Source organism: Shewanella psychrophila (assembly GCF_002005305.1).
In the GTDB taxonomy this organism is placed as follows: domain Bacteria; phylum Pseudomonadota; class Gammaproteobacteria; order Enterobacterales; family Shewanellaceae; genus Shewanella; species Shewanella psychrophila.
Window position 1 is genome coordinate 5,999,390 of sequence record NZ_CP014782.1, and the last position, 23,692, is coordinate 6,023,081.

Consider the following 23,692-nt stretch of genomic DNA (forward strand, 5'->3'; position numbering starts at 1 on the left):
GGCTAGGAGAAACTGCATGAGATCTCGAAGCCGCTCTTTGTGCTTTGTCTTAATCTATCGCTAATTAACTTCCCGCCAATAGATCACTTTATCGTGACCACGATAAGTGCCAAAGAAAGCACTGGCTCTTGGATCTGAAAGCGCACCGTCGTTATCCCAATTCCAATACCACTGCAGCCAATCTGGCACCGCAAGAGGTGAAGTCACCTGACCTCGATAACGATTCGGCGTCGCGATTAAAGACTGCCATAATAGCTCGAATCGACCTTGAGAGAAATCACTATTGGCCAAAGAGTTAGTCCCCCCAATTCGCGTAACCGTCTGACCCACATCGAGGGCAGGGGCGTAATCAACACCCGTTGCAGGAAGTGCAGCTGAAACAACATCACTACAGCTATCTATTGTGTTAACCACCCACTGGGATCCATCCCAGAACTCTGCCCTAGCAGGCATTCTTAAAATATCGGCTTCCGGACCGTAGGCATTTTCTAATACGATACGACCATGGCGATAATGTTGCGTGCTGATTCGTTTAGCATTACAACTTGCTGCCGTAGAACAATCACCAATAGTGGTCGCATTCATATTCGGTGAGTCGATCAACACGCCATCATCGTCACTCATCTGCAGGCCTATTTCCATAGAGGTATAAGGGCCATCTACAGCGCTATTAAGCAGACGAGTAAATAGAATATTGCTATTAATGGCCTGAATTCCTAAATCCTCCTTCTCCCAGCTCAAGGAGGCTAATCCTGTAAACCTCGCTTGGTAATCCACGCCTGCATTACTGTCTTCGCCGACAAGCAACGCTGTTCCTGATGCAAAGTCGCCAAAGTAATTTTGTGTTGTTGACCCACTTAGGTTTCTTGCTCGAATGTTCATTGTTAGTGCAACAGGCTCATCCATGTAGGAAAATGCAGTCCCTCCCGCAACACACGCCGCAAGCATACTTTCTCCGTAGACTTCAAAATCATTGGGGTAGAAACGTCCAACGGGGTCACTCATAGCAGCAGGGATATTGATGTTTTCATCTAAATATTTCACAGGCGGTGTCGCGGTAAACTTGAAAATTCCAATTTCACTGATCGACTGCGAAACAGTATTAAGACTGTCGATAGCAGCTCCATGAGCATATGAAAGCTTTGAGATCACTCCTTCGGTGCCTCCATCAGCAACACTTGGCTTTTGTATCTCCCTGCCTAACGTAATACCAGACTGTACATAGTTATCTGTCGGTTCGTTATCACAGAAGTCTGTATCACTGCCTGACTGCCAAGCCATCGCCTGTATCGACATGTCAAAGGTCTCACCGGCAACCTTAAATGCCGGGCAGGAACCAGTTATGCAAGTAGTCTCAGGTTTAATGCACAGACCAACAGGGTAACGCACGGTATTATCAGATCCTTCCATCACTAAACCTTCGTCATCATCACCTGGCGCTGCTGTATATTTGGCATGGAGGGCTATTTTACCCGCATCGGCATAATTCATCTCAATGGTTGCTTTACCCTGACTGTCAAATGTTAAGGGCAGCGGCGTAGCACTTAAGGCACTCTTACCAACATTGGTGCTATTAACTGAAACGGATTTAGCATTGAGCACGCTTGAGGGGCTCACATACTCACTCCAGAAATTAACCGTCTTACTGATATTGGCAAACGTGGGCACACATTGAGGACTAGAGTAGCTCTTCTTAACAGCAGAAATCTCAATATTCTGCTGAGGTTTATTGGAGAGGAAGTTATCAATGTTGACAATAAAACCTGCCTCATCAAAGTTTAGTGTACAAGCTGAATTCTCAACTAAACTGCCATCGATATAACAGCGGTATGGTCCTACAGGTGACGTAGCGCCAAGACCAACAGTCGTTAAGCCCCCTTCCCCATGCCAAAGCTCGGTATCCGTCTCTCCGGTAAAACTGACATCACTGTATTTCACACCATCTTTGGTAAGTTCAACCGACGAAGAGACTGAACTTAGGGTGCTGCAATCATCATTGGCACAAGACTTAACTGTGATATTTTTTGCCGTACAACTTAGGGCATCTGACGAGAACTGAATACGGTAATGGTTTGTCGCTGGTGGCTCTGCAACAGCTTCAAAGGCAAAGTAACCAATATCTTCAGCAAGGTGATTGCGCTCTGCATCCAACAGTTGATCTTCATCAACCACAAAGCTAACAGAGTTAGCAAAATTTTCCTGGCGGCAGCGTCTGATCCAACCACCATCGCCTCCACGACGTGAATTCTTATTTGCGATTAGGTAAGGTTGACTTGGGTAGCTGTTTTCATAGTTCGTCGAATAAGCACATTGCTGCGTCAGTGTGCGAGTACTGCCCCCCGCACTGTGATTGAGTGCATAGTCAAACTCGTACAAGATGACCTCGCCATTGACTTGCAAGGAGCCTGAACCTAACCCGGCAACATAACCTAAGGTTTCATCTTGAGTTATCGAACCATTCACCTCTGATGCTTCGATGGCAATATCAAATTCGTCACCTTGTGAACTCACATTATTTATCACAGTGGTAATAAATCGATTATTTTCTCGTGTTAACGTTTGTCCGACCATAGCAGGCTTAGCGCCAAACTTATGCCAGAAACTAACATCTTCATATCCTCTTCCTGAAGAAGGCAATCGCTTACCTTGATACTTTTCCGTCTCTATCTTTCCCGCTTGCAGCGCCTTGCCCTGCGCTAAGAAACGATAACCAGACTCCATCACAAAATAATCCACCTCAGGCATATCATCGGCCGATACTCGGTTACCCGGTGGGTCATTCTGAGAGATATTCACAGTAGTAGCACTACTCGAAACTAGCCTTACGCTAGAAGGGCCATCGTTGGTGGGAGTTGCTCCATCAATGGTAGGCATCAGCATCACCACAGGTGCTGTTGCATAGCTATTTTCAAAATTAATGACAGCGCTGCCGCTGCTCAAACTGACCCGACCAAATTCAAATTGAGGAAATGGGCAGGTTAGATATGCCGACTCGGGTACTTTTACTAGGCTCGATGCCGAAGGTGGCTGCCAATACAGGTGATACGCCTCAGCACCAGTAGCTTCATGAAAACGCATCTCGATTTTATGTGTTCCCTGAGCTAATGCAATATCTCCGGTTCGACACGGCCAACCACATTGGCCATGTAGACCATAAAATCCGACCACAACTTGATCGTCAATCAAGAGCTCTATCGAATCATCACCATCAATGCCAAAGGTATAATTACCCGTTTCAGGCACATCTAAGTAACCTTCAAAGATGCCTGCATAGTTATCCCCCTGATTAGAATGGGGACTGATGTTGACACCATATCCTTCAATTCGTGACTCTATAGATTCACCTAGCTGGTTGATCGTGGTTTTAACCCTAGCAACAAGGTCATTAAAGTCATCGTGATCGACCGGACTGGTATATTGCCCAGGCTTCCAGTTTGTCGCGTCATAAGTACGATAAGTTATCCCAGCAACTCCAGCTTGTTCTGCTGGGCATTGCAATGGCACAACCGGTAATACAGGCTCTGCATTACAATCTGGAATAACATCAATTTCATCTGTACGATTAATAAAATTGATCACTGCGCCACCTTTTAATTCAATCTCTTCACTCGTAACTGCGCCGTTAAGCGTTGAGCTCCCCTCTAATAAAACATCGTCCTCACCAACAAGGTATGCATTTAGATTAACGCCTCCCATGAGTTTGATATCATCATAGGAATAAATTAAAAATCGAGTAGGATCTGCAGGGGAATCGCCATTTACTATGTCGTAGCCCCCCTCTATAAAAAAGCTAACTGTTCCTGTGGCGGGGAAAACAACTGTAACCCCTTGGTTAATTTCTAAATCCCCAATCCAATACTGACCCGAAGATAGCTCTAGGCGACCACTCTTAGCCTGCAATGTTTTAAGCTTGTATATACCATCCTCAGTAGTAAAGCGTATGGTTCTATTGGAGCCCCCTTCCAACTTTACATCGCCATACTCCCCTTCAGGAACATCGATGCTCGGGTTGCTATTACTAGGCGGGCCTATATTGTTATTACTGCTGGATTTGCACTGAGAAAAGCTCACTCTTTCAGCTGGAAGTTGGGCCAACTGATTCGACTTTTTACACTTTTTAGCATTACCGCCATCGGGATAACAAGCCTTATCACTGTCATCAACTTTAGGCGCTGGAAGTTGGCCATTTTGAGGGGCATTATTCAGCCTCGCTGAGCTTTCAAACTTGATCTCCCCATCATTATCATATGAGTTAGCGCCTTCAATAAAGGTCTGACTCCAATCCGTGGCCTCAGCAGTTGAAAAACTATCTGCAAAAATAAACAGTAAAGCGACTATAAATAGGTGCTTAATGGTATTAATCACGAGCCTCTACCTCCACCTGACGATTTACTCTTAGGCAGTTGCCATTATCATTGACACAATCTCCAGTTTCACAGGTTGCGGTGCTGGTTATCCGATAGTGATTAACCGTATCTACTAGCATAGCGTTGCAGGTCAAAGCGACTCTACATCCATGAAAACCAGGTACGTCCGGTACCAGCCAATTACTGTTAGCATCACAAGTTGCAGCAGATGCATCTAAAGGGAACAGTTGGGCCAGAGCTCTATCAGCACCAGAGTTAGCAGCCGCTAACGCGCGGGTGCCCCATACTTCCAGATTAACCTGCTCATCGGCATCCTCAAGCACATTGATCAAGGCCGATGCCATCAAGAACATCACGGTAATCACAAATATACCTATCACCAAGGCACTGCCCTGTTGCTTGGCAAAGGCTTTATGGCTTCGTCGATTCATATTAAGGGACATTGACCACCTGCACTTGATGTTGATATTGGAACGCTTGATCATTGACTTCAAATTGCGGTGCTAACTGCACCACTGCGCTGTTAGCTAAGGTACCTGGGGTATAGAAAATAGGCCAAGCGCCATTTATCACCACATTCTCAGCCATTAATGCACTACTAGCGTCGCCTCCCATTTGGACAGGAGTTGGCTGAGTGGCATTAAACATATTATAACCTTGGTAACGTCTAATATCGCCATTGACAAAGAAACAGTAACTCACCGCATCATCCACCAAAAAGTAACGACTTCGTGGCGAGGCTTCACTAAAACGCACTAAACGGTCGAAAGTGACAGTTCCTGTATTTGGAACAATATTTGGAACAAAACTAGTGATATCAAGCAAGTGGCCTTGCGCACCAGTAGGTGTAGCAGAGTATATATGCTCAGGCTGTAAAGGATAAACCAGCATTCGATGAGCAGTATTAATACCTTGAGATGGCGTCATCACAGTCCCACTCAATGTTGAAGCTGCCGGAGCAATGGGAATATCCAGATAGGATGCACTGGCTTGAATAGGCACAAATTCGATACATTGAAACGTACTAGCGTTGTTAGTAATAGTTACACGTAGACTATTTGGTACCGAATTTCTTATTTCACGAGTCATACGCTCCATAACAAAGCGACTCTGGCTGAGTACTTGATCAACCGAAGTAGACTCAACAAAAATACGTGTTCCCAAGATCAAAAAACTGCTTACACCAAGCACTAACACACCGAGAATAATAATCACCATGACCATCTCAACGAGCGTAAACCCTGATGATCTAATTCCTTTTAAGCTCTGCATCAGTAATTACTCCTAATGGCATTGTAAGTTATCGCTTCATTGCTAGGAGTAGTGACATCAATACGGATCAACTTGGTATCCATATTTACAATGTCTGGATAGGTCACGGTGACATTGAGCTGATAATTAGGATATTCACTGCCATAGGTATTAACCGAGTTAAGCATTAAACTTGCCTGAGTTAAGCCATGATAATCGTCAACATCATTAAAGTTGTTTCGGTTCTCTCCAGCATCAGGGCCTAGATTGGCAGCAAGCGTGCACGCAAGTCCAGCGGGTAAACCTAGATCAGGCCTAGGGTCTGCACTACAGGCAGGTACACCGCCATTGGAATTGGTATTTTGATCATAACGTTTACTCCATATCTCATTAAGAATAGAGTGAGCCAGCTCGGCAGAGCGCACTCTGTGCAAGGTTTCTGCGGCACGATCGGCTTGAGGGAATAACATGCTGGTTAGCAAGACTAAGGCGATGCTCAATACTACAATACCAACAACCAGCTCGATTAAAGTAAACCCTTTAGACTTATAAGATGGTGCTGAAAGTTTTGATAATTGCATAAAAGAATTAACGGCCATGGATATACCCCTGACTCTCGATATTGATGGCCAAGGTCTCGTCGGCAATAATATTGATGCATGGACCACTACAGCCCATGCTCGATATCCCTGCGATATTAAAGCTAACATTGAAGGTGTTATTGTCATCTGAGGCGCGCGTCAAACTCGCCCCTCCAGAAAAAACTTGCTGAGCCTCCGTGCGGCTGGTTCCTGTACAGGTATTATTATCGAAACGGCGCAACTGATAACCGTCTGCATCGACATCGACTCGATAACAGCGGTCTTGATTATTCATCGCCAACAGCTGAGCTTTGCGTAACTCACTGATAAACTCGTCACGCAGGGTAAAGGCACTGTAACTAGAGCTGGTCATTAGACGTGGCAAGACCACCACAGAGAGAATGGCAATGAGCATAATCGTGGTGACTAGCTCTACTAGCGTAAAGCCCGCATTTTTTCTCATCTTTATACCGAAAGTTTGAATTGGGTACCACAAAACACTTACCGTTAAGTATGACAAAAAACTGTGATATTTTATATGTATATAGTATCTATCGACTTAAAAATTAGTGTTTTGCTAAAGAGTGATTATTTTGGAAGCTATAAACAAGAAAACCTCCAGTTTTAGCCAGAGGTTCAATTTTATGTACTAAATCTATTGTTAAGATTATCGTCTAACAATCAGTATCAACAAGATTATAAGTAGGTAAAGTGATCACATCATTAGTTTCTGATGCTTCCGTATAGTCTAAACGACAGTCACCATTTGGAGCTTTGCCTTTAGGTACGAACGTAATGGTAGACCCAGTAGAACGAACCCCCCAATCTTCTGTAGCAACTGTACCAGCAGCTGTTATCTCTTCAAACTGCATATCCAATGCAATTTCAAGGTTTAAAATCGTTGTGGCCTCAGCACCAAAGCTCTTGATATAACCATAATCGAGTTCAATCGTCACCCCAGTAGCAAGCTCAACATCCTGATTGTTTTCAGTTTCAACACCTGCAATAGCGGCTTTAGAAAAAACAAGCGAGTTAGCCCCCTGCAGTGCAGCCTGCATACCGCTAAGGGTCGATTCTCTAGCATCTGACTGAAGGTTAATAAACTTAGGCGCTGCCGTAACCGCTAAAATACCTAAGATGATTATCACCACAACCAATTCAATTAAGGTAAAGCCTTGCTGTTTAATTTTATTCATACCGCACACGCCTCTAGTTTACGCATCCATGCAATATCTATTAATTCTAGTCAAAGAATATCAAAGTTAACAATAAAGTAACATCATGAAAGTGATATGAATAGTTATTGGAGACAAATTATAGGGTTATCAGGCATAGCAATATGCTAGGTAGATTAGTTGTGCTTAGCCAAATTTCAACGGGCACAAAAAAGGCCTGCTTAGCAGACCTTTTTTGTGCCCGTTGCATTAACAAGCAAATGGATCGTCATTATTACCTGGGGTATATAGAGTATAAGTCGGTGCTGTATTGGTTGTAGCTTCAGTATACGTAAAATGACACGTAGCAGCTGGAGCATTTATAGGACTTATCACTAAAGGACCAGACCCAGTAATAACCCATTCAGACAGATCAACATCCATAGCATTAGCAATATCAGTGGAATTTGCTGGGATATAACCAAAAACTGTTTTTATTGGTGTAGCAGTACCAATATCAACACCATCAGTGTTACCAGTATTTGCAGCCCAAGCTGTATCATCAGCTATACGCTCTTCACCTGCTATTGCAGCTTTAGAAAAAACTAAGCTATTTGACCCCTGTAATGCGCCTCTAAATCCATTAAGCGTAGACTCTCTCGCATCACCTTGTAAATTAATAAACTTAGGCGCTGCTGTTACAGCAAGAATACCCAAGATAATAATAACTACAACTAGTTCTATTAATGTAAAACCTTTCTGCTTTTTCATATCTAATCCTCTTAACAACCAGTATCAACAATCACCATCGTTGGTAAGGTCGTCGATGTAGCTTCTGTATAAGTCAATTGACAAGTATTATCACCATTAGGAGCGCCACGCTGGTATATGATCATAGTGCCGTCAGTCCCTGGAGTACCATCTTCAACAACGATCCAATCCTGAGTTCCATTTTGAGGGGTACCACCCTCAGCATCAAAACCGGCATCCATCCCCAATTCAAATTCTGACTCCTCTGCAGTCATATAACCGAATGTAGTTGATATATTGATCGGATCAGTATTAGTACCAATGTTTACATCTGTCGGGCCGGACTCAGACTCATCTCCAGCTAATGCTGCTTTAGCGAAAACTAAACTGTTTGCCCCCTGAATGGCTCCCTTCATACCTTGTAGTGAAGATTCACGCGCATCACCTTGCAAATTAATAAACTTAGGTGCTGCAGTAACTGCCAAAATACCTAGAATGATAATAACCACCACTAATTCAATTAGCGTAAAACCATTTTGCTTTTTCATCTATCCACTACCTTATTTTACTCTTTGTCATCGCCACTTTAAGCAGCGAACATAAATTTGCTGTTAACTCTTTAACTCTTGTTACTATGCCCAATGCACTAGTTAGTAAAGCTAACCACAGTACCAGTACCAGGGTTATAGGTGATCCCTTTACCCACATCTAAATCTGGTGTCGGTGTAGGAACCCCAGTAGATTGATCTAACGCTAAAGACGCTACCTGATGATAAACACATAAATCGACACTAGTTACAATATCACCGTTAAGATCTGTGGCACTGCCACCGACGCCGTCTAAGAAGCGCACTGTGTAGCGCTGATTACGGGCATCATCAGTGTATTGAACATTGCGCGGTGCACTCTGTAGAATGCTATTAAATACTTGCTGACAACGATTATCATTCATAGCCGTTACGTCTGTGCCATTTGCACCAGTTCCTGTAGGGAAACCAAAGCGTGTATCAAGTGATACACTCGTGCCATCTAAGATCACAGTACTGTTGTTACGACCATCGACTTCCCACTGTGCGCGAACAAAACCAACAGCGGTAGCCAGGCCACCAGCAACACCATCTAAGCTGGCATCTTCGGCGTCATCGGTGACATTGAGAAAACGTGGAATAGCAGTTGCGGCAAGCAAGCCAAGAATCACAATAACGATCACAAGTTCTATTAAAGAGAAACCTTGCTGACGGTTTCGAGAGTTAGGCATAGTTCGACCTTTATTACATTGATCTTTCATTTGATATCTCATGTGATAGCTGACCTGCTTATTCATATAAGCCCCCATAGCATATTTTACAATTCTAACAGTTCGGTGAATTTTAGAAACCTATGAAACGCCTCTATTTTCTCTATTCTTTGTCATTCGTCAAAAATATAACGCGCCCAGAAGTCAGCTGATAACCAAGATGGTCGAAGTTATTAGCAATATAGATACAAACATCTCCCTCCTTACCAAGCAGTGATACAACTTGTTGTGACGCGGTATCTAAACCTAGTAGCTGATACCAAAGTTGTTCACAACCTGCAGAATCCAACTTGTTAGGTAATGGCCAGCCTCCAGTGCTCATTTTAACAAAATTCGTATCTGATGTATTTTGAGTGGAATTCTTATCTAGGCTCATTGAAACGCCAGTATCCCAATCCAACCTCATCTCTTTGGGTCTTCCTTGTGCTAGCCACTGCGCCTTGATCATACCCAACACATTTAACAAGCGAGTATGATCGATCCGTAGCCCCTGAGCTGCTATGTGATTCACCGAACCAAAATACCTAAAGCCTAAAACACCTAGCAAGGCGAGCAGCAACACGATTGCTATCATCTTGCCAAATAGCTCCAATAACTCTCCATCGGCTTTCTGCTGGCTTAGCATTAATTATTTTCCACCTTTATTTAGCATTTCCCACCATATGGCCAGGTAGATACCCGCTTTAATCTGACCAAAAAATCTACTTCCCGCCTTTAACGACGTTGAGCATATCCCACCATATGGCCAGGTAGATACCCGCTTTAATCTGACCAAAAAATCTACTTCCCGCCTTTAACGAGGTTGAGCATATCCCACCATATGGCCAGGTAGATACCTGCTTTAATCTGACCAAAAAATCTACTTCCCGCCTTTAACGACGTTGAGCATATCCCACCATATGGCCAGGTAGATACCCGCTTTAATCTGACCAAAAAATTTACTTCCCGCCTTTAACGACATTGAGCATATCCCACCATATGGCCAGGTAGATACCCGCTTTAATCTGACCAAAAAATCTACTTCCCGCCTTTAACGACGTTGAGCATATCCCACATTGGAAGGTAGATACCCAGAGCTAGTATCAATACGATACACGCAACAAAGCCAATCAAAATAGGTTCGAGTTTGGCCGTGAGGTTTTTAAGGTCGTAATCCACTTCACCCTCGTAAAAGTCTGCGGCATCATTAAGTAACTGGTCTATCTGACCCGTTTCTTCGCCAACAGCAACCATCTGTAACACGAGAGGTGTAAACAATTGACTATGATTCGATACCCGTAGCATGGAATCACCAGATTCTATGCCCCGGCGCATTGCGACGATTCGATCGTGCATGTAGGCGTTATCTACGGCATCGGCTACAAGGCTTAAGGCCTGCGTCATGGGGACACCAGCACTGAGCATCATGGAGAAGCTACGGCAGTACCTGGATAAGGTAGAACGCTCGATAATGCTACCGACGGCGGGAATATGTAGCTTCCACCTATCCCATTGCTTCTCACCTTTCTCTGTATTATGCCAATAGCGAATGCCGATAAAGGCCCCAACGGCACCGACCAGCATAGCCGGCCAATAATTTACAAATAGGCTAGATGTACCGATTAATAGCTTGGTGGCCCAAGGTAGATCGGCACCGAAACGTGAAAACATATCGGCAAACTTAGGGATCACCATGATGTTCAAGATCACCATGGCTATAGTGATGGCAATCAAGACAAATATTGGATAACGCATCGCGGCCTTAATCCGCCGACGAGTCTCCTGCTCGCGTTCAATATAACCCGCTAACTGCATAAAAGCGTCTTCGAGCTTACCTGTGTTCTCCCCTACGTGAACCATAGAGACAAACAGGGCATCAAACACATCAGGGTGATGATTCATTGCCGATGATAATGGACGCCCGGAGGTTAACTGCTCAGAAATATCATCAAGGGCATCTCGCATACGCTGAGAATGAGTCGTTTCTGACAGGCCAGCTATGGCACGTAAAATAGGTATGCCGGAACGAGTCAAAGAGTACATCTGTCTGCTAAAAATCTGCAGTTCAGACAGGCTCACCCTCCCCCTAAAGAGTGAAGCAAGTGAGAAATCTTGCTTCTCCTTCGTCTCATTGAGCTCTAGTGGAATAACCGAACGAGACATTAGCTGATCTGCAGCAGCACTCTCAGAGGTGGCATCTACCACCCCTGTAACTTGCTGTCCCTGGGCATCACGCCCTCGGTATTTATAGATTGCCATTAATAATTGCCACCATGATTATTCAGATCATTTCTCACACTACTGATAAGGCTGCCACTGATATGTGCCACCATTGTGATTCAGCTCATTACTTACATTACCGATAAGACTGCCACTGATATGTGCCACCATTGTGTTTCAGCTCATGACTTACATTACCGATAAGACTGCCACTTTATTGAGTGACCATATCTGCAGACAATGGAATTTGAGACTCGGTCACATCTTCAACCAGCTTAGCCACCTCTTCTATGGTAGTCATACCCTCAGCCAGATATTTAAGTGCAGATTCAGCTAAAGGAGTGAAATTAGGGCTATCTTTGGCCGCATGGGCAAAATCTTGTGGATTACCTGTCCTCATGGCCTCTATCATAGGCTCATCTAATTCAAGGATTTCGAACACACCGATACGTCCACGGTAGCCACTGCCATTACAGCTCTGGCAACCTGAACCAATTTTGAATTTTGCCTGTGAGAAATCCAGGTGACTGACCGAGTTTAACCAAGCACTGTCTTGCACCGTTAACTCATAATCACCCGAGCAATTTTGGCATACTCGTCGCACTAACCTCTGAGCAATTATGACCCTTAACGCGCTCGCAACCAGATAACTTGCCGCCCCCATATCAAGCAGACGCAGCGCACTGGTTACCGCATCATTGGTGTGTAAGGTCGACAGCACGAAGTGTCCGGTTAAGGCGCCTCGAAGACCAATCTCAACCGTCTCCTGATCTCGCATCTCACCCACCATGATAATATCGGGATCTTGACGTAATGTAGTTCGCAGTACATGGGAAAAATCTAAGCCAATTTTATGATTGACCTGAACTTGGTTAATACGAGGCAGTTGATATTCTACCGGATCTTCTACCGTGATGATTTTTCTGTCTGCAGTGTTGAGCTCACTCAGTATTCCGTACAAAGTTGTAGTCTTACCGCTACCCGTTGGCCCGGTCACCAATAACATACCGTGAGGGCGCTTAATTTGCTTTCGAATTCTGGCTAATATCTCCGGTGGCATACCCGTTTCATTCAGAGTCAGTAAGCCTGCGGATTGATCAAGCAGACGCATCACCACAGATTCACCGTGGTAGATAGGCATAGTCGACATACGAACATCGATCTGATGCCCTTTAATCTCCATATGAAAACGGCCATCCTGGGGCAGGCGCTTCTCAGAGATATCCAGGCCTGCCATCAGCTTTAGCCTCAATACCAGGGCCGCCGCAATACTGGCTTCTGGCAAGATATTCTCATGTAACTGACCATCGATACGCTGTCTGATGCGTAACACTTTCTCGCCTGGCTCAATGTGGATATCCGAGGCTCGCATCTGCACCGCATCTTCGAAGATAGACTGCAGCAGCTTTACGACTGTAGTTTCATTATCACTGTCACCATCAGTTAGGCTGGCAAGATCGAACTGGTCATCGGCGGCATATTCCTCCTCGAGCTTACCCGCGATCTGTGCAATCTCATCGGTACGTCTATAGAGATTATCGAAGGCGTCGAGCAGTTGACTCTCGGTCACCACGGCAATCTTCAATAACTTAGGCAGCAACTGCACTTCAAGGTTATCCATGGCCTGTAAGTCGGCCGGATCGCTCATGGCAACCAAGACACTATCACCATTATCTTCGACAACCAGAGCGCGATAGCGTCTCGCTTGAACTTCAGGCAGCAAGTTCACCACTTCTGTTGGTATAGGCCGCTTACTAATATCGATAAAAGGAATATTCAGCTGTTGGGAAAGGAAGCGTAGTAATTGCTCTTCGGAGATACTCTTAAGATCGATCAGTGTGCGGCCTAATTTCTTGCCACTATTTCTCTGTTCGGCTAATGCTTCCAGTAGCTTATCTTCACCAATGATCTGTTCCTGAACCAGGAGATCACCCAGACGCATCTTTAACTTCGGTTTCACTCGCTCTCTCCTAACTGGACTAATCTATTTTCAATATATTCTCTCGCCTGCTTGGATAAACCGTCTGCTGACAAGGCATGCCTGTAGGCCTGTTTGGCTGGGTCATATTCTTGCTGTGAATCCAGGGCATAGCCTAGCCCCATCCACCACCTAGCCTGACCGGCCTCCAGACGTAATAATTTTCGGTAGCTTTCTTCGGCCAATGGATAGTTATCACTCTTCTGCGCCAAGCTAGATTGCATGGTCCATTTTTGCTTAGCCAGCAGGCTCTCATCCGAGATAAGCTCTAGACTAGACATGGCCAGCTTAATATCGCCAGAGGCTTGTTGTACTCTGGCAAGCAAGAAGGCGTAATCGTATTCTTCGGGGAAAAGTACTGTACCTTTTATCAGGATATCACTGGCTGAGTCGAGACGACCCTGACCATAGTACAGGGCTGCGAGCTGTCGCCTCGCCTTGTGCATCACGGGAGTTAGCGCCAATGCTTCGCTGTAGTAGACTATCGCATCACTGAGTAAGCCCTGATTTTCAGCTTCTGTGGCCAGTCGATACCTTCTCTGAGCAAGCTGCTCATTGGAAATTTGTACCTCAGTAACAGCCATTGAGCTGGGCCTAGATCCAGCAGATGTTACTACAACAGGTATTGATTCGACTGCTGTATCTGACTTAACTACTGAAGTCGCTACATGCGCTGCTGTCGGGGATATTACTGGGGCGATATCACTCTCGGTCTTTTGTAAACTTATAGCCTTAGGCGCTTCCGCTCCCTTCATCGAAGGCACCGAACTATCACTGGATGTAACCGTGTTAACTAAATCTGCTTCAACTTCATCGGAGGCGATCCTCTCGACAACCTCATCTTCCATTGAAGCCTTAGGAATATCTACCAAACTGGCTTTAGATTGCTCAACTTGGGTATCAACCTCGCTACTCTGAACTTCTGTAGCTAAAACAACCTCAAGCGCAGGGAGATTAGATAACGAAGCCAATGGAGAACTTGATGACATCTGCTGAACATTAGATAAAGCTTGCCAGCTATACACTATTCCGAATAACAATAAAACCGAGACAATAGCGAGTAATATCCAAGGTAGCTTGGATACAGACTTACCTTGATATTGTATCGGGGCAACATTTAGATTTTCCAGGTCATGGGATTGTTGACGTTTATCCAGATCCTTAAGCATTGAGTTGATAACACTCATACACTGGCTCCATAAAATAGGTGTATTCCTAGCCCGCTAGTCACAGATATTAGGCTTAAGCCCATAAACCAAAACCATCTCGTCCTATAACTAAGTTTAGTATCTTGGGTATCAATGATGGCACCTTTCACATGGCGGTATTCAACTCGCTCAGCTCCCTCACCAAAACTCAATAACAAAGACTTGTGAGCTAAAATATTGATCAATCTAGGGATCCCTTTCGATGCACGGGCCAACACTCGTGTATCTCTATGGCCAAAAAGCGACTGACCCACACTACCCGCTATGGATAGCCTGTGCTGAACATAGGCATCGGCCTCATCCAACGTCAAGGGGCGCAGGCAGTAACTGAAGGTAATCCTCTGTCTTAACTGCCTGAAACTATGCTGGTTTAACCTTTCATCTAGCTCAGGTTGAGCAAACAGCACCACTTGTAGTAACTTGCGACTCTCGGTCTCTAAGTTTGTGAACAGACGTAAAGCTTCCAGGCTCTCATCGGGAAGAGCTTGGGCCTCGTCCAGAACCAATACGATTGAATGGCCATGGGCACAAAGTGCAAGCAGTTGCTGCTGTATAAGCCCCGTCAGCTGCATCTGATCGATATCGGCGGAATATTTAAGCCCAAGTTCCAATGCAACGGCCCAACGTAATTCCGCCGGAGATAGATAGGGATTTGGAAGGTAAGCACAATGAAAGCGCTGCGGTAATTCGTTAATGAGCTTACGACAAATGAGGGTTTTACCCGTACCGACCTCACCAGTCACCTTGATAAAGCCTTCGCCCGTCTGCAATGCAGTCTGTAATACCTGCAACGCCTCGACATGAGGCGCGAGTCCAAAGAAAAACTCGGTATTTGGGGTAAGTGAGAAAGGCGTTTCCGCTAACCCAAAATGTTGCAGGTACAAAATTTACTGCCCTTGTTCTGTTTTATCTTGCTCTTCAGGATACCAACGGTCTAACAAGGCTTTAGAGCGCTCTAACTCCTCCTTCCAGGTATCTGCACCCACTACGGTAGGTTTCAGTAAAATAACTAATTCCGTTTTCTTCAGTGACCTAGCCCGGTTAGTAAAGAGCTCGCCAATCAGAGGGATATCGCCAAGCACTGGAACCTTAGAGACCAATTCGATGTTCTCACTCTTCATAAGACCACCAATCACCACCACATCACCACTTCTTGCCCTGATAACCGTATCCGATTCACGAATATCACTCTGTGCTAAAGGTAACTCCAAGGTACTATTAGAGATTTTAATGGTTTTAGTCTGCTCATTGATATCAATAACCGATGGGTGAATATGCAGTAATACGTTACCCTCACCATCAATTTGAGGTGTTACATCTAAGGCGATACCGGAGAAAAAAGGAGTCAATTCAACTTCAGGCGTCGTCACAGGCGTAGTACCAGCAACAGTTGTCGACGATACATCTGTCACGAAGTACTCATCGGTACCTACCTTAATAACGGCCTTTTGGTTATTAGATGCAGTGACACGTGGACTCGATAGCACATCTACATCACCTTGAGTATCGAGCAAGCTGATCATGGCACTGAAATCGGTCCCCGAAAACTTGAGTGAAGTCACCCCACCTATCACGCCGGTGATCTGATCCGATAAACCACTTCCACCAGAGGATGTATCGAATTTAATATCAGTATCACCAACATGGCCTAAAACATTTTCCCAATGGATCCCTTGCTGATAGCCATCAGACAAGGTGACTTCCAAGATTTTAGCTTCTATGATCACCTGTCGCTGTAGGTGAGTCTCAGCAGTCTGTAAGAAGGTTCTTACCTGCCTCAACTCATTTGGATATGCACGAACAGTCACTAATCCTGCTTGGGGAGTTACAACGACCTGACGTCCACCGCCTGTATTGCCAACAATAGAAACTAGCGTCTCTTTCAGCTCTCCCCAGAAATCACTCTTAGTTGTCGAACGAATGAAGGTGCCGTTAGTTGTGTCATTGCTACTATTCGAACCAGAGTCATTAGACGAGTTATTGTTACTGTTACTGCTGCTGTTATTGCTATTGTTACTCCCCGAACTCGAATTGTTGTTATTGTCTGAAATACGACCCGAATTCACCGAGGTCAGAGACAAACCATGGCGCTCCATGTAAAGGTAATTCAATGGAAATGTCTCTGTGCGCATACCAGCAGGATAGATACGTAAAACTCTTCCCATGCGGCTCACTTCATATCCATAGATGTCTTCAACAACTTGAAGCGCTTCACTCAATGTGACCCCTTTTAACGACAAAGATATATTGCCGCTCACATCAGGATGTACGGCAACACTCAAGGGCGTGCCTTGTACCAGACTTGGGAAAAATATCTTAGCTTCAACGTCATGAGCTGATACATCGAAACGACGCTCGGCACTCCGGTTCGGTGTTAACCCGGCAAGTAACTCGGCAGAAGCCAGTTCCTTCTGAATAGACTCAGGCATTTTCGCCGGAGGAGGCGTGGCCAGCTTGTTAGATGCCGTTTGTACCGACTCAGCCAAAGCCTCTTTAGCCGCCACAGGATCTGGTCTGTCAGTGGTTTGACACGCAACCAACAAGAGAGTTAACAGAGGCGTTATAATTTTTAGCGCATTCATTTTTATTTAATTTCCCTTTGACTCTGTTATCGCTTGGTACATGGTTAACTTACGCCCATCTGATAACGAAACTGAATTAATCTCGATAGCAGTGATGCGTACACCTTGCACCCGGTCCCCAACTTCGAAGATTTTATTATTAATCACAGCGCGGGATGCCGATCCCGATTTAATCACGCTATTGAGTACCAAGTCACTGCTTTGACTCGACGCTGCAGACGCCATGACCTGAGCGCCATAACCAGGCCTTGTCGGATCCCTTAATGTCTCAGCCTGAGCGCTAGTAACAAGCAGCATCAGCAATGCAACGAGCGAGCTAACCTTGAGTGGCGACACTGATAAAGTCCTTATTTATGCTTAAGGTGTAGAGTTCCAGCACGACATTCGCTACGGGATACTCATCGACCTTATAATCTATTTCTTTCCAATACAGCTTGCTGGGCATCCCCTCTACGGCTTCGATAAACTTTAGTACCGAAAAGTAATCTCCTTCCAGATTCAAACGGATCCCATGACTGTATAGATTCATCTTCTTGTCATCACCGACAGCGAGTAAGGGAGTTGGTGCGATTGATTTGAATTCATGTAGTGTGATACCGGTAACTTTCCCCAGCAATTCACTCAATAGAGCAGGCATATGATTAGCGGGAACCATATCCACCATCTGGAAAGATAGCTGATCATCTAAGTCAGCATCTTGCCGCTTCAATACATTCAAACGGTTGTTATATTCATCATTAGGATTTTGCGCTAATCGCTGCTGATACAGTTCAATCTGCTGTAATGAAATATTATTCTCGCTAGCGATAGCTTTATTCTGCCTAGCGAGAGACTGATGCTCTAACAATAATGACTCCAGCGGGAGGTAGCACAGCATACCTATCACAATCACGGTCGCGCTCGCCACCATGACTCTTTCTCTTTGGGTCAGTGCATCGAATCGAGCGGCCCATTCATTCCATTTTTGCTTCACTTGCCCTCCTCGGTTTCCGCCTTGCTGGTCAAGGTAAATGCTAAGGGCTTATCCTCACCCCGACTCATTGCCATCGCCGCAAATGCGTGACCTTTTAGGGTTTCTGTCGACTTGAGGCGTTCAACCCACAGAGGAACACTATTGGGCGCAGAGCTAAAACCCTCGAAGATGAATTCATTATTTTCAACTCTGATTCGGTTGAGCCAGATATCGCTATTGGCAACACGTGCGAGATCTTTAAATAACATAGAGTATCCATGGCTCGTGAGCGCTTCTCGCTGACTCAGCTCACCTATGAGCATCTGTTTAAGCTCAACTTGTTGAGTGAGAAGCTCTACTTGATCCACGAGTTTGGCATCGGGGGCACGTTTTGCAATCGCCACTTCGAGAGATTTTTTCTGCTTGTCTAAGCTAGATTTTTTCTTAACCAACTTGGCCTTATCGGCCTCAAGTCCAGAAACTAAAACGTAGCTCGTGATACTAGCCATCGTAAACAAGACAAACATAAAAAATAATGCCTGAGTAAGACGCTTAAAGCTGAGCCTTTGCACCGGAGGCAACAAGGCAAGTGAATACAGATTGACTCTCGTTTTCAAAGTCATCTCTGCACTCCTGATTCTGTTGAATCGATACGGTGAAATTCACCACAGGTCAGCAGGGCTATCTTAGCCTCAACAGTATCAACAGCAATCGCATTGACCTTCTGATCGAAGTTTGCACTGACTAACTCCGCGAGTTTATCGACTTGACCATTAATCAATAATTCAATCGAAACCACAGGCGCTTGACGTAGTTGGCTCTCGAAATAATCCATTGAGCGCTGTAGTTCTAGACTCAAGCTATCGGCCATTCCCATGGCTAGTTCATCGGCGCTAACGGTATCTAGCTTGTTAAAGCCCCGCACGCGTCGCTGCATATAAAGTTGGCCTTGCTTTACTACGGTAAGCAGTAATTCCTGCTCAGGGGCATGACACAAGACCAATCTAGCTTGATTATCTTTTTCAAAGAGGCTGGTCACAGCCATCTCTTCGATGCTGATCCCCAAAACTTGCATATGATGCTCTTGAGCCGCCAAGACCATAGCGGATAACTTCGCCTTGTCGGCAACAACAACACTCAATTTAGCACTATTTGCTAGAGGTGAATCAAAGTAATCGATATGGATATCACTTACCCCTTGGGTCACCATATCTTTGACTGACCAGAGTAATGCCTGAGCCATCTCATCGGCTTCCACATTAGGTTTGTCGACAATTAACAATTGATAAAATGAAGAACTCAGGGTGATATGCAGCTTTGCAGGTTTGAATTGTTTAGCTATCGAAGCGAATACACCTGACCAATTTGAACCATTAAACGCAAACTCGTGGGTGATGTTTTCGGTTTCAACACTCTCGTCGACATGAGATTTAGTTTCGATAGACGATGTGGCATCAGGGAGCTTAGCTTGGTACACAACAAGCTTATCCGGACAAACGTAGATGCCAAGCTCGAGTTTCGAATGCTTGTTTTGCCAGAAGGGCAATTTACTTAAAAGACTCTTTTCCATTTAAAGCATGTCCATAATCTCATTTATCATGTGCCAACTCATACCTTAGATTTAAGGCAGTGGAATCCATAAAACTTGAGCTATGTTCGCGAAATGACAAGATGGCCCCATCAATAATCAACAAACCAAGCAAGCGTCAAAATACTTACACTTATTGTAGCGGCTAATCTGCTAATTTTATAGAAAAAACACAGAATGAAAACGATCGTCGAATGATTTGTATCATCTAAGCTGAAATTTTACACATACCAGACCGAATGGTGAAACATTTGTTAATTGGGTTAATCTAGGCAAAGTTTGATTCTTGGCCTAAGCCACATTTTGTATGCCTCCCTATATTTCCTCAACCGGCTCGCTAAACAAGTTTCCCTGACCCGCACTGACACCTAAAATCTTCAGGGTCTGCCACTCCTCGAAAGATTCTATCCCCTCGGCAAAAACCTGAACATCCGTTCTATATAGAACACCGATAAGACTACGTACAAACAGCTGATTTTCTTGACGAAGGTGTATTTGAGTCACAATTGAACGATGAAGTTTTATCAGATCGAAATGACACTCTTTGATATATTCAGTACTGACTACCTGCTGCCCCACACGGTCAACACATAGACTAGCGCCCATTTTCTTAATCATATCCAGTCTGGGTTTTAACTGCTCTTTATGATGCACAACTATGTCCTCATTGATTTCGAAGATCAGTCTAGGAGTGAGGTGTCGATACTCTAACAGGGTCGTTTTCAGCCAACGGATAAATGCCCGACTCATCAAGGTATCTAAACTCAGGTTGATGCTGAACTTGGTGGTTTTATCCTTAGGGTCTGATAGGAGGTCGAACAGTACAGTCTCGATGACCTGACGCTCGAATTGAGGTGTCAAACCACATTTTATCGCCATAGGGATATAGAGTGTAGCTCTAATCAGGTTGTTTTTGTTGTCACGTATTCGACTAGAAATCTCCAAGTGATGAGTTTCCATATCACTGTCGACCACTGGCTGGGAGAAGACGACTAAACGTCGATTGACCAGGGCATACTCGAGAAAACTGCGCCATCTAACCGACCCCTTTGCCAACTCTTCGTCCACGGCACCCTTGTCATACATAAACCAGCCACTGGTTCCCTGAAATTGAGCTGCCCTAAGGGCTCTCTCTGACTCGTCGAGCAACTGCTCCTTGCTGTCACCTACTTTGAAATAAGCCGCACCGATATGAAAAAAATCTTCACTATTTTCTGTCTCTGGGACGTTTTGACTTAAGCAGACTTTGAGCAATTTTGCGGCTAGCTTTTCAACATCTTTTAAGGAGATTTGAGGAACAACAATGGCGAACTGATTGAAAGAACGACGAGAAAAAATACTGTTAGCCTGACTGTCCAAAATCTGATTAATATCGCTAATCGTCTGATGCAGCATCTCATCTATGGAGTCATCCCCAAACTCTTGCTGCAGTAGATCCATATCTTCCATCTCAAGTAAAAACAGCACGCCAGGAGCCATCATACCTTTATCATTACTCAATGCGTCGAGACGATTCTTAAGAAATAAGCGGTTCCCTATCCCAGTTTCTGGATCCAAAAACGTATTGGAGCGGATAAATTGATCGAATCTGGCTCTCTGCTTCTCCGCATCATCGAGTTCTAGCAGTAGATGTGTCAGGGCACGATTTATCATTCTCGGCCTGCCGTCCCCTCTCTCGGCTAAAGCTTTATCATATTCATTCTCTAAAATAAGTTTACTGCGCACCGCCAGATCTTCGATTCCCTGTAGCTGCATCGATAACCATCTATGGCCTAAGAAAACAAACACAGAGATAGAGAGTAAGCCAATCACTAAGATAGAGAATTCATACCAAGAAAGTGAATACATCTTAAATGGCTGAGGTAAGGTGATCACAAAGGTAAGTTTATCAGGCTTAATCAGCAACCTCTCATAGGTGATCATGCCAGCCCCGGATTTACCAGCTCCGTACTGGTAGAGTGTTTTACCTTCAGCGCTCAAGGTCAAACTTACCGTGTTATATGCAGTTAAGATGGAGGGAAGCCAAGTAGACAGTGATTTGTTGCTCTCATGCTCATAATGATGAATAAGCATGGACTCGAGCTCAGTCACCTTCTGCTGTTGAAATTTATAGGTCAATTGCGTGAAGCTAACTAGGGCAACAAGCAAAAATATAAATGCAACGGCCGCCAGAGAAAGTAGCCAAAAGCTGGTCAATTTATTAGTGAGAAGTCGTGTCAATTTCATTATCCGCTTCCTGCAGAATTTATTATTCTTATTAAAATCGAAAGCAAACCTAAGTCTGTGATGACGGATTTCGATTCATCGTTTAGAAAGTCGTGTAATACCAGCGCATAAATCGAGAAAGACAAGAAAAAACAGCAATGATTCCTATCTAAAATTCAACAATACAAATAAATCTCTCACTCTACAATCTTTGAATGAATTTCAAGCAAGAAGATACACTTTGCTACAAACTGAATTACCTAAATCCACAAAACAAAAAAGGGCCCAGTGGCCCTTTAACTTTACCGAAACAAGCTTAACTCATATAGTTTTCCGGTAACTCGGTAATCACAGCGACACCCGAATCAATTGCCGCTAGGGCCACGGCTTTAGCTACATTCGAAAGCAGTCGTGGGTCCATGGGTTTAGGGATCACATAATCAGGGCCAAAACTCAATGAAGTCACATCCGGATATGCTGCCAATACAGATGCAGGAACCTCTTCTTTAGCTAGTGCAGCTATAGCGTGTACCGCTGCAATCTTCATTTCATCATTGATCTTCGAAGCACGTACATCCAATGCACCGCGGAAGATGAATGGGAAACAGAGTACATTGTTCACTTGGTTTGGATAATCACTGCGTCCCGTGCCCATGATCAAATCTTTACGAACATCGTGAGCCGTTTCAGGTCTTATTTCAGGGTCTGGGTTTGAGCAAGCGAAGATCACTGGTTTTTCAGCCATCATAGCTACATCTTCGGCAGCCAGAACATCGGGACCAGATAAACCTAGGAAGGCATCGGCGCCTTTGATCACGTCTTGCAGAGTACGCTTGTCAGTATTGTTAGCAAATAATGCCTTATACTCATTGATATCTTCACGGCGAGTGTGAATAACGCCTTTTCTGTCGAGCATGTAAACATTTTCACGCTGCACGCCACACTTAACCATCATGGTCATACACGCAATAGCAGCCGCACCGGCTCCCATACAGACAATGACAGCATCTTCGATAGACTTGCCCTGGATCTCTAAGGCGTTGATCATACCTGCTGTGGTCACAATTGCCGTACCGTGCTGATCGTCGTGAAAAACGGGGACACTGCAACGCTCAATAAGTGCCTTCTCGATCTCGAAACACTCTGGTGCCTTGATATCTTCCAGGTTGATCCCACCAAATGTATCGGCAATCGCTTCAACCGTATTGATAAATTCTTCTGTGGTACGATGCTTAACTTCAATGTCTGTCGCATCGATATTCGCAAAATGCTTGAACAGCAGCGCCTTACCTTCCATCACAGGCTTAGAGGCCAATGGGCCTAAGTTACCTAAACCTAAGATAGCCGTACCATTTGAAATAACGGCGACTGTATTACCTTTTGCTGTATAGCGATAAGCATCATCTGGATTCGCAGCGATTTCACGCACTGGCTCCGCAACACCTGGGCTATAAGCCAGGGACAGATCTAAACTTGTTTCGGCTGGTTTTGTTAGGCTAACCGCAGTTTTGCCTGGTACGGGAAACTCATGGTAATCGAGGGCTTGTTGGCGAAGATCTGACATTTTTTTAATCCTGAAA

The 23,692-nt window shown here is 44.7% G+C and carries 21 protein-coding genes; all 21 read right to left on the reverse strand.

What is annotated here, in order from left to right; translation table 11 throughout:
• Positions 1-60 precede the first annotated feature (60 nt).
• The 21 genes from sps_RS26275 to sps_RS26375 all read right to left on the reverse strand — a co-directional run bounded on the left by sps_RS26275 (position 61) and on the right by sps_RS26375 (position 23,676).
• The gene (locus sps_RS26275) at positions 61-4,365 is read right to left on the reverse strand and encodes a DUF6701 domain-containing protein (RefSeq protein WP_077755200.1); all 4,305 of its coding nucleotides are present in this window, start codon (positions 4,363-4,365) and stop codon (positions 61-63) included.
• The gene (locus sps_RS26280; protein ID WP_077755201.1) at positions 4,358-4,810 is read right to left on the reverse strand and encodes an MSHA biogenesis protein MshP; all 453 of its coding nucleotides are present in this window, start codon (positions 4,808-4,810) and stop codon (positions 4,358-4,360) included. The genes sps_RS26275 and sps_RS26280 overlap by 8 nt, the downstream gene beginning before the upstream one ends.
• Positions 4,800-5,639, reverse strand: coding sequence for a PilW family protein (locus sps_RS26285; RefSeq protein ID WP_077755202.1), 840 nt, complete (start codon positions 5,637-5,639; stop codon positions 4,800-4,802). Before sps_RS26285 ends, sps_RS26280 begins: the two co-directional genes overlap by 11 nt.
• A complete protein-coding gene (locus sps_RS26290; RefSeq protein WP_149027367.1) occupies positions 5,639-6,217 on the reverse strand; it encodes a type II secretion system protein in 579 nt (192 codons plus the stop codon). Before sps_RS26290 ends, sps_RS26285 begins: the two co-directional genes overlap by 1 nt.
• Positions 6,207-6,662, reverse strand: coding sequence for a pilus assembly FimT family protein (locus sps_RS26295; protein ID WP_077755203.1), 456 nt, complete (start codon positions 6,660-6,662; stop codon positions 6,207-6,209). Before sps_RS26295 ends, sps_RS26290 begins: the two co-directional genes overlap by 11 nt.
• Positions 6,663-6,873: 211 nt before the next feature.
• Entirely contained in the window at positions 6,874-7,395 is a 522-nt protein-coding gene (locus sps_RS26300) for a type II secretion system protein (protein WP_077755204.1), read from the reverse strand.
• Between the two features lie 228 nt (positions 7,396-7,623).
• The gene (locus sps_RS26305) at positions 7,624-8,124 is read right to left on the reverse strand and encodes a prepilin-type N-terminal cleavage/methylation domain-containing protein (protein WP_077755205.1); all 501 of its coding nucleotides are present in this window, start codon (positions 8,122-8,124) and stop codon (positions 7,624-7,626) included.
• A gap of 11 nt (positions 8,125-8,135) precedes the next feature.
• Positions 8,136-8,651, reverse strand: a complete 516-nt coding sequence (locus tag sps_RS26310; protein WP_077755206.1) for a type II secretion system protein — start codon at positions 8,649-8,651, stop codon at positions 8,136-8,138.
• 98 nt (positions 8,652-8,749) lie between these two features.
• Entirely contained in the window at positions 8,750-9,361 is a 612-nt protein-coding gene (locus tag sps_RS26315) for a prepilin-type N-terminal cleavage/methylation domain-containing protein (RefSeq protein WP_077755880.1), read from the reverse strand.
• 142 nt (positions 9,362-9,503) lie between these two features.
• Complete coding sequence (locus tag sps_RS26320) at positions 9,504-10,025, reverse strand: hypothetical protein (protein ID WP_077755207.1); 522 nt, start codon at positions 10,023-10,025, stop codon at positions 9,504-9,506.
• Positions 10,026-10,417: 392 nt separating this feature from the next.
• A complete protein-coding gene (locus sps_RS26325; protein ID WP_077755208.1) occupies positions 10,418-11,638 on the reverse strand; it encodes a type II secretion system F family protein in 1,221 nt (406 codons plus the stop codon).
• A 175-nt stretch (positions 11,639-11,813) separates the two neighbouring features.
• Entirely contained in the window at positions 11,814-13,559 is a 1,746-nt protein-coding gene (locus tag sps_RS26330) for a GspE/PulE family protein (RefSeq protein WP_077755209.1), read from the reverse strand.
• Positions 13,556-14,764, reverse strand: coding sequence for a tetratricopeptide repeat protein (locus sps_RS26335; RefSeq protein ID WP_077755210.1), 1,209 nt, complete (start codon positions 14,762-14,764; stop codon positions 13,556-13,558). Before sps_RS26335 ends, sps_RS26330 begins: the two co-directional genes overlap by 4 nt.
• Positions 14,761-15,669 (reverse strand): ExeA family protein, encoded by a 909-nt coding sequence (locus sps_RS26340; protein ID WP_077755211.1) that lies wholly within the window; start codon positions 15,667-15,669, stop codon positions 14,761-14,763. Before sps_RS26340 ends, sps_RS26335 begins: the two co-directional genes overlap by 4 nt.
• A gap of 3 nt (positions 15,670-15,672) precedes the next feature.
• Complete coding sequence (gene mshL / locus sps_RS26345) at positions 15,673-17,367, reverse strand: pilus (MSHA type) biogenesis protein MshL (RefSeq protein ID WP_077755212.1); 1,695 nt, start codon at positions 17,365-17,367, stop codon at positions 15,673-15,675.
• A 6-nt stretch (positions 17,368-17,373) separates the two neighbouring features.
• Positions 17,374-17,703, reverse strand: a complete 330-nt coding sequence (locus sps_RS26350; protein WP_237157958.1) for an MSHA biogenesis protein MshK — start codon at positions 17,701-17,703, stop codon at positions 17,374-17,376.
• Entirely contained in the window at positions 17,684-18,340 is a 657-nt protein-coding gene (locus sps_RS26355; protein WP_077755213.1) for an MSHA biogenesis protein MshJ, read from the reverse strand. The genes sps_RS26350 and sps_RS26355 overlap by 20 nt, the downstream gene beginning before the upstream one ends.
• A complete protein-coding gene (locus tag sps_RS26360) occupies positions 18,337-18,942 on the reverse strand; it encodes a PilN domain-containing protein (protein WP_077755214.1) in 606 nt (201 codons plus the stop codon). Before sps_RS26360 ends, sps_RS26355 begins: the two co-directional genes overlap by 4 nt.
• Positions 18,939-19,889, reverse strand: a complete 951-nt coding sequence (locus tag sps_RS26365) for an MSHA biogenesis protein MshI (RefSeq protein WP_077755215.1) — start codon at positions 19,887-19,889, stop codon at positions 18,939-18,941. The genes sps_RS26360 and sps_RS26365 overlap by 4 nt, the downstream gene beginning before the upstream one ends.
• 333 nt (positions 19,890-20,222) lie before the next feature.
• A complete protein-coding gene (csrD, locus tag sps_RS26370; RefSeq protein WP_077755216.1) occupies positions 20,223-22,133 on the reverse strand; it encodes an RNase E specificity factor CsrD in 1,911 nt (636 codons plus the stop codon).
• Between the two features lie 295 nt (positions 22,134-22,428).
• Positions 22,429-23,676, reverse strand: a complete 1,248-nt coding sequence (locus tag sps_RS26375; protein WP_077755217.1) for a malic enzyme-like NAD(P)-binding protein — start codon at positions 23,674-23,676, stop codon at positions 22,429-22,431.
• Positions 23,677-23,692: the final 16 nt, after the last annotated feature.